This is a genomic window from Nocardia wallacei (assembly GCF_029868745.1).
Classification (GTDB): domain Bacteria; phylum Actinomycetota; class Actinomycetes; order Mycobacteriales; family Mycobacteriaceae; genus Nocardia; species Nocardia wallacei_B.
In genome coordinates this window covers 1-9,743 of sequence record NZ_JARWOP010000243.1, presented here as the reverse complement: position 1 = coordinate 9,743, position 9,743 = coordinate 1, and the positions used below count along the sequence as shown (strand labels likewise).

At 65.7% G+C, this 9,743-nt stretch carries 11 protein-coding genes; 7 read left to right on the top strand and 4 right to left on the bottom strand.

The window, feature by feature from the left end; all coding sequences use genetic code 11:
• Positions 1-85 precede the first annotated feature (85 nt).
• From QH470_RS21565 to QH470_RS21545, 5 genes are all read left to right on the top strand, one after another.
• Complete coding sequence (locus QH470_RS21565; RefSeq protein WP_280274156.1) at positions 86-865, top strand: PAS domain-containing protein; 780 nt, start codon at positions 86-88, stop codon at positions 863-865.
• Between the two features lie 148 nt (positions 866-1,013).
• The gene (locus QH470_RS21560) at positions 1,014-1,460 is read left to right on the top strand and encodes a hypothetical protein (protein WP_138456826.1); all 447 of its coding nucleotides are present in this window, start codon (positions 1,014-1,016) and stop codon (positions 1,458-1,460) included.
• A gap of 90 nt (positions 1,461-1,550) precedes the next feature.
• On the top strand, positions 1,551-2,057 hold the full coding sequence (locus QH470_RS21555) for a hypothetical protein (protein WP_043735740.1): 507 nt from the start codon (positions 1,551-1,553) through the stop codon (positions 2,055-2,057).
• Positions 2,054-3,262 carry an MAB_1171c family putative transporter gene (locus tag QH470_RS21550; RefSeq protein ID WP_043735742.1) on the top strand — a complete coding sequence of 403 codons (1,209 nt, stop codon included), beginning with the start codon at positions 2,054-2,056 and terminating at the stop codon, positions 3,260-3,262. Before QH470_RS21555 ends, QH470_RS21550 begins: the two co-directional genes overlap by 4 nt.
• 5 nt (positions 3,263-3,267) lie before the next feature.
• Positions 3,268-4,701, top strand: a complete 1,434-nt coding sequence (locus QH470_RS21545) for a cytochrome P450 (protein ID WP_086007582.1) — start codon at positions 3,268-3,270, stop codon at positions 4,699-4,701.
• Between the two features lie 70 nt (positions 4,702-4,771).
• Here QH470_RS21545 and QH470_RS21540 read toward each other — a convergent pair whose 3' ends face one another.
• The 4 genes from QH470_RS21540 to QH470_RS21525 all read right to left on the bottom strand — a co-directional run bounded on the left by QH470_RS21540 (position 4,772) and on the right by QH470_RS21525 (position 8,127).
• Complete coding sequence (locus QH470_RS21540; protein ID WP_054814853.1) at positions 4,772-6,079, bottom strand: DUF2130 domain-containing protein; 1,308 nt, start codon at positions 6,077-6,079, stop codon at positions 4,772-4,774.
• A gap of 91 nt (positions 6,080-6,170) precedes the next feature.
• Positions 6,171-6,839 (bottom strand): class I SAM-dependent methyltransferase, encoded by a 669-nt coding sequence (locus QH470_RS21535; RefSeq protein ID WP_043735756.1) that lies wholly within the window; start codon positions 6,837-6,839, stop codon positions 6,171-6,173.
• A 165-nt stretch (positions 6,840-7,004) separates the two neighbouring features.
• Positions 7,005-7,667, bottom strand: coding sequence for a hypothetical protein (locus QH470_RS21530; protein WP_043735744.1), 663 nt, complete (start codon positions 7,665-7,667; stop codon positions 7,005-7,007).
• A gap of 127 nt (positions 7,668-7,794) precedes the next feature.
• On the bottom strand, positions 7,795-8,127 hold the full coding sequence (locus QH470_RS21525) for a hypothetical protein (protein WP_043735745.1): 333 nt from the start codon (positions 8,125-8,127) through the stop codon (positions 7,795-7,797).
• A 514-nt stretch (positions 8,128-8,641) separates the two neighbouring features.
• Here QH470_RS21525 and QH470_RS21520 point away from each other — a divergent pair.
• Entirely contained in the window at positions 8,642-9,142 is a 501-nt protein-coding gene (locus QH470_RS21520; RefSeq protein ID WP_138456828.1) for a hypothetical protein, read from the top strand.
• A 20-nt stretch (positions 9,143-9,162) separates the two neighbouring features.
• Positions 9,163-9,684 carry a DUF8176 domain-containing protein gene (locus tag QH470_RS21515; protein ID WP_280274155.1) on the top strand — a complete coding sequence of 174 codons (522 nt, stop codon included), beginning with the start codon at positions 9,163-9,165 and terminating at the stop codon, positions 9,682-9,684.
• The last annotated feature ends 59 nt before the right edge of the window (positions 9,685-9,743 follow it).

Below are 9,743 nucleotides of genomic sequence, written 5' to 3'. Positions count from 1 at the left end.
CACCGCCCCCCGGGCCCGCGCCGGGCGGGCGGGGGTTTGGGGGCGCTAAACCGCCCCCCCCGCCGCGTTTGGGGGGTGGGCCCCCTTGGCCACCCAACCACAGCAGCGGCCGGTGTCGGCCTTCGCGTTCACCTGGGACTCCCACCTGCGGCTCGCGGAATTTCCGGCGGCGCTGACCGGCGGGACGCCGCGCTCGCAACTCACGGCACCAGAAATCTTCCGCTTCGTCGAACCAGCAGACGGGCTTTCACTGATCAGGGCGCTGCTGTCGTCACAACCGGGTGACAGCTGGAGCGGTGCGGTCACCGTAACAGTCGGCAAGAACAACAGGCCGGGTCATGTCGTCATGGCCGCTGGCACGCCCCCACAGCCTCCAGCGAAGTGGCGTGGACTGCTGTTCGAAACCTCGACTCCGATGGCCGGGATGAGCTTGGAGGCAGCGGCACTGGCCGCGATACCGCGCATATCGCAGGTCCATATGGTGCTGGTCGACATCGCCAAGATGCGGTTGATCCGCTGGATCACCGATCCGCTACCCGACGTCCAGTGGAAAGGGCAGGTCGACCAACGCGACACCCCACACCCTGACGACGTGAAACGCATCTTCGCCGCCGCCGCCGACGTGTTCACCGGCAAAGCCGAATCCGCTGAAGTGCACGATGTGCGGTTGAGGCGCCGCGGGGGTGGATGGGTTGTCGTTGACGGCTCCGGTGCCATAGTCGGAACCTCTGACGCGGGTCCCGCGCTTGCCGTGCTGCAACTGCGGGTGACAGGGCACTCCGACGAACCCGACCCGGTGGCCCCCACAGATGCAGGGCATCCCGGGCTTGACGATCCAGAACAGCCGGACCCGCTCCCGAGCTGACGGAATGTGAACACCTACCACCTCGGATAGGCGTTTGTTATGATGGCGAAGTTCTGATTCCCGGTACCAGTCTCTGACGGACGCCGGATGAGCGCTCGAGTCCTGCGGACCGAGCGTGGTCTCATCCAGGCAACCAGGGAGGGTACCGATGAAAAGCTCGCCCATTGATCAACGGCAGTCAGCCACAATGGCCGACGAGATCATCGAGTTGCCGACGAGGGTGAACCGGCTGTTCAGCACGTTCCACCCTCGCACGGAACCCGAGCAAGACCCGGCAGATGTCGCTCGCAGTGTCAGCGCCATCGTCGGCGAGACCATACTTGCCGAGGAAATCATCGCGCTGCGGACCGGCAGCACGAGCGGTGGAGTCGACCCCACGGTGCTGCAGGCCATTGCCCAGCACTTCCACGTCCTGCCGGTGTATCTCACCGGTACCTCTGACGAGGCTCGCCCCGTCGACCGCCAGTTGCGGTTGCTATCGGCGGCACGCGATGCCGGCGTCAGGCATATGGCGTTGCGCGGCAACGACATCGATATCACCGCTTTGACTCGCGAGCTGTCCAGGCTCGCGCCTCCAGACCACAGCGCAGCCTGACCAGAGGGACCGGGCCGTGCTTTACCGACACAACGCCGAATGCGAAGGAGATCGCCGCACACGCGACGCCACCGGGAGGGATGAATAGCAATGAACGACACGGCAGTACATGTCCAGGAGACCGCACGGATCGTGCCGGTGCCATGGCCGTGGGATCCGAACGAGTACGTGAAGCGGGTCGCGGAGTATCGGCAACGGCCGATCACGGTGTGCCCCATCGACGCGAATGCGTTGTCGGGAGCCGGGTGCGGGACCGGTAGCGGGTTGTGGATCGCTCGGGAGTACGACGACATCATCATGGTCGGGGCCGAAACCGAATGGCACGCTGGACACATCATCGCCCACGAGATCGGGCACATGCTCCTGGGACATGGCTCGTCCACTCCGGAGCCCGACGGTGATGTACTGCCGTTGCAGACATTGATGCCCTTACTGGATCCGGCGTCGATCCGCAGCGTTCTCTGGCGCCGGGACTATGGGACCGCCCGCGAACAGGCTGCCGAATCATTCGCCGGGTTGGTGATGGTCGAGGCGACCTTGCCGCGGCGACGACCCTCGCCGTTCCGATCCACCTTCTTCCTCGGGCGGCACCGATGACCTCGCCGATTCCCGGCCTACTGGCCTGGCCCGTGCTGTTCGCTGTCACCGCGATCACCGCCGGACGGTGGTGGCTGCTGGGCGACAAGGTCGTCGATCGGCTGATCAACCGGGCTCTGCTGGCAGCGATTGCGGGACTACTGATGCGGGAAGCGTGGGCCGAAGACCTGGCCGCGCGCCTCGTGTGGTTCGTCGGTGATGCCGAGATGGTGCAGCTGTGCCGCCAAGCTTCGTTCGGGGCAATCCTGGTATCGGTCTCCTATATCTATGGCATTGCGAAATTGTGGGACGGAGCGGACCCTGCAGATACCTGGCGTCGACAGCGCGTTTATGACCTCGTCGCCCTCTCGGCGTCCGCGGTGATCCTGATCGCCGGCACCCCCGCGCGCCGTGCCGATCAGCTGATCGACGAGGCATTGGGCTGGCCGGCGGTGATCGCGTGGGTGGCGTTCTATCTGCCGCTCGGAATCACCGCATGGGTAATCGCCCGCATCAGCTTCCGCGAGTTGCGCAGCGACGCGTTCCTGCGCGAGCGTGTGCTGTACCTGGGTGTACTTGTTCTCGCCGCCGGACTCGGGCTCAGTTCGCTCGCAATTCCATTCCAGACCGGGTTCGCCGTCGTGCAGAACCAACCGTCTGCGGACCCGGATATGAGCAGCAAAGGCTGGACCTTTTTCTTGGCCAATGTTGTCGCGTCTGCTGCAGTAGCAGTGCCGTTGGTGAGCACAATCCTCATAAGAACCGGACACGACCGGACCAGCCGCTATTGCCGCCGCCTGCAGCCCGTGTGGCGCGACCTGACCGCCAGTGTCCCCGAGATCGTGCTCGCCCCACCAGGAGATGGCGGCGGGGTGGAACCGGCGCTGCGGCTTCACCGGATGATCGTCGAGATCCGCGACGCTCTCCTGCACCTCAAGCCTTACACCACAGCCAGATACCCGGCCGGCCCTGACCGTGAGGGCATGCTGTCCTATGCAGTGGCAATTCTCGCGGCGATCGACCAGAAGAACGCCGGGCGAGCACCGCAGGACGAGCCCAGCCCCGGGCTCCAACCGGTTCGGCTCGGTCCGCGAGACTTGACCACCGACCTGAACGAACTGCTGGACCTGGCCGGTGTGTGGCCGACAGCCCGACATATCGCCTCGATCGAAACGCCCTTGAGCACTCGGTGCGCGACACCTTCGACCAGTAGGAGCACGATGTGATGGCGATGAGTCCGCCCCGGACCGGCAGGGACGAGGCGGCAGTATTGCCGCATCCGAGGTGGAGGCTGCCTGTCGTCGGTGACCTGTTCACCATGAACGTGGCCAAACCCACCCAGACATCGCGGCGGGATGCCCGAAGGCTGGGGCCGATCTTCGAGCGGCGCATCACCAATTGGCCGATGATCGTGGTCTCCGGCGCCGACCTCATCGCGGAAATCAACGACGAACACCACTGGACCAAGCACCTCGGAGTGCCCCTGCGCAAGCTGCGCCGAGTCGCCCGGGACGGACTGTTCACCGCCCGCAACGACGAACCGGCCTGGTCGGCAGCACACAACATCCTCGCGCCAGCCTTCACCCAAACAGCAATGCGTTCCTACCACCAGACGATGGCCGCCACCATCGGTGAATTGCTCGACACCTGGGGCGACACGCACCACATCGCCGACATCGCGGAGGAAATGAACCGGCTCACCCTGGAAATCATCGCCCGCACCGGGTTCGGCTACTCGTTCGATTCGTTCTCCTACACCCCCGGCCAAGCGCACCCCTTCGTCGAAGCCATGCTGCGCGGCCTGACTTACATCAACCGCAACGCCAACCTCCCCCCGCTGTTGCAGAACACCCTGGGACGGCGCGCCGCCGGGCAGCATCGCCGCGACATCGCCTTTATGCACCGAACCGTCGACGACGTGATCGCCGCACGCCGGACCAGTGGCACCGTCGGCCAGCACGACGATTTGCTCGACCGCATGCTCACCACCACCGACCCTGACACCGGCGAGCATCTCGATGCCACCAATATCCGCAACCAGATCCTGACGTTCCTGGTCGCTGGCCACGAGACCAGCGCGGGCGCACTGGCCTTCGCGCTCTACGAGCTGGCGAAGAATCCCGAGGTCGCGGCACGAGCGCGCGCCGAGGTCGACGACCATTTCCCGGGGCGCGACCGGCCGATAACCAGCTACGAGGACGTCGCGAAGCTGCGGTATCTGCGGCGGGTGGTCGATGAAACGTTGCGGTTGTGGCCGGTCGCGCCCGGTTATTTCCGCGAGGCGCGCCATGAGGTCACGATCGGTGACGGCAAATACCGCTTCCAGCAAGGCGATTGGGTATTCGTGCTCACCTGGTATGCGCACCGCGACCCGGAAACCTGGGGTCCGGACGCAGAACGTTTCGACCCGGACCGATGGGCCCCTCAGCGGCAGCGTGAGCTGGACCGCCGTCGCGTATACAGGCCGTTCGGGGTCGGGCACCGCGCCTGCATCGGCCGCCAATTCGCCAATCACGAAGTCCTGCTCACTCTCGCCCACGTCCTCCACCAGTACGAGATCCACATCGACGGTGACTACACCCTCGACGTCGCAGAGCAGATCACCCTCAAACCAGCCGGACTGCGGGTACGAGTCGACCGCCGCACGGATCTGACGACGCATTAACCGGCCGACCCTGCGATCAAGCGTGCCCGCCGTCCAGGCCACCTGTCTCAGCAAGTAGATATCGCCGGATTCAGTTTCGAGTCCGGGAGGCCGTCGATGTCGGGTGTCGGGTCGACGGGCCCTCCTTTCGTGCACCGTTGGGAGAGGCCGACCGATGGTCGGTCACATGTTCTGAGTGCAGAGCGGGTGGGACGGCGACGCCGGCTGCGTCGAGCTCGCCGAACATGGTGAACATTCGGTCGAGCACGTCCTGCTGGTGCTGGTCCAGCTTGGCGAGAGCAGCGTGTACTTGATTTCGCAGCTTGGCCCCGGTCGCCAGGGTTTCGCGCGCGTCTTGGACGATCCGCTGCAGGTGGGCGAAGAACCCGCCCCGGTCGACGTATTCGAGCAACCGGTCGGCACGCCCACGACGGGCCTTGCCCGCAATCGCGTGACGTTTGTTGTCGATCACCGCCTGCCGCAACGGAATGGACATGTACGTTGCCAGGTCGGCGGCACACAGGAGGATGCCGTCGCGGATTGCCACACCATCCACCGTGGCCGGCATCGACGCGCTCACGAGCACTCCGAGACCGGCGTGATCACGATCAACATCACGGACAAGCTTAGGAATCCACGCCGAGCTGAAGTGCTTGGTTCTCTTGCACTCCCACAAAATAGATCCCCAGCTTCGGCCGTCGACACGCACGATCTGGAGGACATCACCGCCCTTCTGACCGTTCCGAATCACCGAAATCTCATCTTCGGGGTAGCGGCGCTGCAGTTCCTCAGCGAATGCGTGCTGGTAGGCGACTCCCGTCGGCTGTGGTGGTGGCCCCGGCGAAATCTTGCTCTCAGCCAGAGCAAGCTGGTCCAGCGCCCGCTTCTCCCGGTTCTGGTACTCCAGAATCACCGGACGATACTTCCGTTCGGCCTCCTGCTGCGCCCGTTTGCGTTCACTGCGAGCGATCTGATCTCGCATCCGCGACTGCTCGGCCTGCATCTGCTCGAGTTGTTCCTGAGCCTCGGCCAGAGCGACCGTCGCGGCCTGAGCCCGCTGCTTCTCCGTTGCCGCGGTTTCGCTACTTCGCTGCGCTTGGTTCCGCAGCCGATTGACCTCGTTTCGCATCCCGGCGCGGACCCGTGTCAGGACGTCGTTCTCCATGGCTTTCTCTCGGGCAGCGAAATCCTGTTCCAGTTCGAGGCGCACTCTGGCGACCTGCGGTGCTGCGAGCTGTTCGATAAAGGCAGAGCCGAGCTCTGCGCCGCACCGTGGACAGATTGCTGCCGGCTGGAAGCAACCAAGACACTCGAACGGGCCCAAGTCCGGCCCCTGGTGGTAGGCGAGTTCAGCGGCCTCGACGATCACCTGCCGCCGCACATCCCACGCCACGTCCATCTCGAGCTCCTCCCCGCTCGTGCTCGCGCTGCACCTCGTGGTAGCCGAGCCCGTCCACCAGGATGGCAGCTCCGGATCGACCGCTGAGCGGTTATCGACGCGGTTGTGAGGCGGTGAACAGGGTGACGTCTCCGATGTCGGTCAGGTGATACTCGCCGAAGGCCGCGTCGAGTGCTGCGGCGAGGTCCGCCCGGGTGTCGTGGCGGTTGTTGAAGGCGCCGACGCGCCGGTAGGTGGTGGTGAGAAGCCGGCCGAACCCGGTGTGCGGTGTGTGGTCTCCGAGGATGGTGGAGCCGAACAGCGTGCCGTCATCCGCGAGCACCCGGGCAAGGTGGCTGAACGCAATACCCTTCGCGGTGAAATCGCCAGGGACACAGTGTAAAACGAAGTTGATGCCGATCGAGTCGTAACCCGCTCCGGCCGGGGCGGGCACTGGCTCGAGAACACTGGCGACGGTTTCGTGCACGGTGTGTCCTGCCTTGCGCAGTCGACGGGCGGCGTAGGCGAGGGAGGTTCGGTTCAGATCCGTCAGCGTGATCTCGGCGTCGTCGGGGAATCGGGTGTGGGCTGGATACCAGCCTGAACCGGGTCCGACTTCGAGGTGGCGGCGGCCGGCGTGGCGGTGATATGGGGCGAGCATGGTGTCCGCGGGGCACCGCCACCCGAATCGGTTGCTCAGCCGGATCACCCAGATGTCGTAGATGGCCAGAAACGGCAGGCAGTACGGTGCCGCCGCCCTGCGGACTGCATCGCCGGACACCGGCGACCCGGTGTCATTGTGGGAACCGCCCATCACCACCCCGTATTGTCTGCTCGTTGTCAGTCCCGGGACACAGCTTTGCACACGCCTACCCCGGTGCCCAGGGTGTTGTGGATTTCGCCAGAACCGCAGCCATTTCGGGCCTATCAGGGTGAGGCCCGGCGTTCAGTTCGGAGCGACCGCGCGAGATGTGGTCGCAGCGTCCTGGTTGCGTTTCTGGAAGCGCTGTTCGAATGCTTGCTGCAGGGCATCGTCGAGATCTTCCGCCCGTCCGATGAGCCAGCGCCGGTACAGCTTTTCCGTGGCGTCGGGGTCATCTGGGGAAACCGGCGCGGCGAGAGATTCGCCGAAGGCGATCTCGACGAGCGGATGGACTTGGGTGCCACGGTTGGCTTCGAGGACGCTCGTGACGAACGGGCCGACAATGCCGCTGATGGCATCATCGAGCTTGCCGATCGCGTTCGGCAGCTCGGCGATGGGGGCGGTTCGGAGAAACCGTTGGGCATCCAGTAGTGGCAGGAGCTGTTCGAGGCTGAGGCTGATGCTGGATGCGCCTGGCTCGAACGCGGGAGTGTCGGACTCGACCGGCACCGGTGGCCGACGGTCGTAGTAGGCGGCCCGCGCTGAGCCCTCCTGCCATCCGAGGCCGGTGTCGAACTTGGCGAAGGTACTCGGCCGCACATTGGCCGACAGCTCGCAACGGTCGGCCCGCTGCTGGGCAGGGACCGCTGGTCCGCCGCGCTGGTGCACCTCCGGCATCGTCAGATTGCCCAGCTGCTGACGCCGCTCGCGCACCATCCGGGCGAAGAACTCGTCGTGGGCTCCCATGAGCAGAACTGTACCCGTAAAGTTCGGAAAAGTCGCCATCAGGAGCCAAATCCCTCGGCATCCAGAGAAAAGTTACTGTTTTATTCTTGAAAAGTTCGAGATACGTGCATAGTTTGGGTGGTGTATCTCACGACTTGGTGGGAGGAGGGGCCGCCCCGGGGTCGTGACCGACGCAGAGAGCGAGGTAAGTCATGACTACATCGATGAACAGCCGTTCGGATGCTGCGGTGTCCGGCGCGGCGGTGGTGGCGGCAGCGCGTGCTGCCGGAGGGGGCCGTAGCTCCTCCGTGGGGATCTGGGTGATCTGGATGCGCGGCAGGCGAGTGGTGAGTTGCGAGGCGGTGTTCCGGCTCGACCAGGACATTCCAGCGTGCCGACCGGACGGGGTCGACGCTGCGGTGGTGGTTGTCGTCGCGCCGTCGCGGTTGGCCGACCCGGTGATCGGCCGTGCTGAGGTCATTGTCGACTACCTCGACGGGCAAGGCGTCGATGTTCGTGTGGTACACGCCTGCGCCTTGCATCCAGGGGCGTTGTGGACCTCGTTGCGCGGTCCTGCGGTCGGTGGGGTCATCGGGGCGACCGGACCGGTGGTGCACTCGTCTCGGAGGCATCGGTGGCTACCTGGATTCGGAGCCTGTGCAGGGCATCGTCTAGCGATGGCCGCGCTTGTCCCGTTGGCGGCGGCGGTGTTCGCAGCACCGGTTGCGCATGCGGGTCCAGTGGGTCAGCCGGGAGTGATCTCGGACCCCCGGCCAGGACAAGCGGGCGTCGTAGGCCCCGTGGTTCCGGAACCGCGGACCAGGACCATTCCTGTCGGGCCGGACCGGTCGACTCCCGATGAGAAGACCGATACCCCGGCGCCCGCTCAGATGCCGGCCCCGATCTCACCGGCACCCCAGGTCCTGCCCGAGCCGGAGGCCGTTCCCGAGCCCCGGATAGTTCCTGAACCCCACGTGTGGTCGGAGCCCCCGTCGGTGTCCCGGCCCGAAATGGGCTATGAGCCGCAGGTGGCGATCGAGCCGCAGGTGGCTGTGGAACCCGCGCAGCCAGTGGTCGAGGTATACCCGCAGCCGGGCACCAGCGACGGTTACGCCGAGGTGCAGGCGTCGGTGGTGGGCGAGGATTCGCTGCATTTCGGTGGGGTGAGTGTGCCGCGGCCAGAGGGGATGTCATCCGAGGTCGCGCAACGGGAACGCGACTGGAACGACATCGTGGTCGCCGAGGCCGCCGAGGTCTTGGATCAGGCTGGGCTGGCGGACCCTGATGTGGATGCTGCGCTAGGTGTCGGCACTGAGCCTGTGCCGCTCCCGGTGGTGGTCGCGGAGGTCGAGGCCGCGGTACCCCAGCCGATCGTCGAAGAGGTGACGGCGGTGGTGGTCAGCGAACCTGTCGCCGACGTGGTCGAGACGGTCGAGTCCCAGGCCGCGCAGGTGCTCAACGACGTGCTGGCGCAATGGCCGCCGGCGCTCGGCTGACCAAGCGGGGTGCATCGGTGATGAGAAGAATCGACCCCCAGGACGAGTCGAACGATGACCGGCAGATCGTGCTCGACGGGCCGCCGCCGACCGAAATAGCCGAATGGCTGGCCTCCGCCGGTGCACCCGATACCGCGGAAGATCGACGCTGGCTGACTTCCGAGTACCGCACCGGCGGGCCGGGTAGGGCGCGAGCCGTCCTGGGCGGCGTGGTGATGCTCGCTGTGGTCGCTGCCACCGTGGTGGTGGCAACCATGCTCATCTCCGGCATCGACGGCGTAGACCACGGTGTTGACGTGCCGATGTCTCTCACCGTCGCGCTTTCGCTTTCTCCCGGTGGCCTCGAACACGCACTCACCGTCACCGGGAGCACCGCCGCTTGTGGTCCCGAAACCATCGAGGCCACCGAAGCCGTAGCCGGGCCTCGCCCCCTACGGCCGGCCACCGGCGCAGCGGCAATTGCTGCGTTCGAGGCCGCCTACTACCACGCCCGCGACGGCGTACTCGCTCGCGAAGTCGTGGCGGCCCCCCCCCCCAAATAGGGTGGCGCCACCCCCCACGCCGGAAAAACAAAAGATCCCCAGGGGGCCCCCAAACTTTG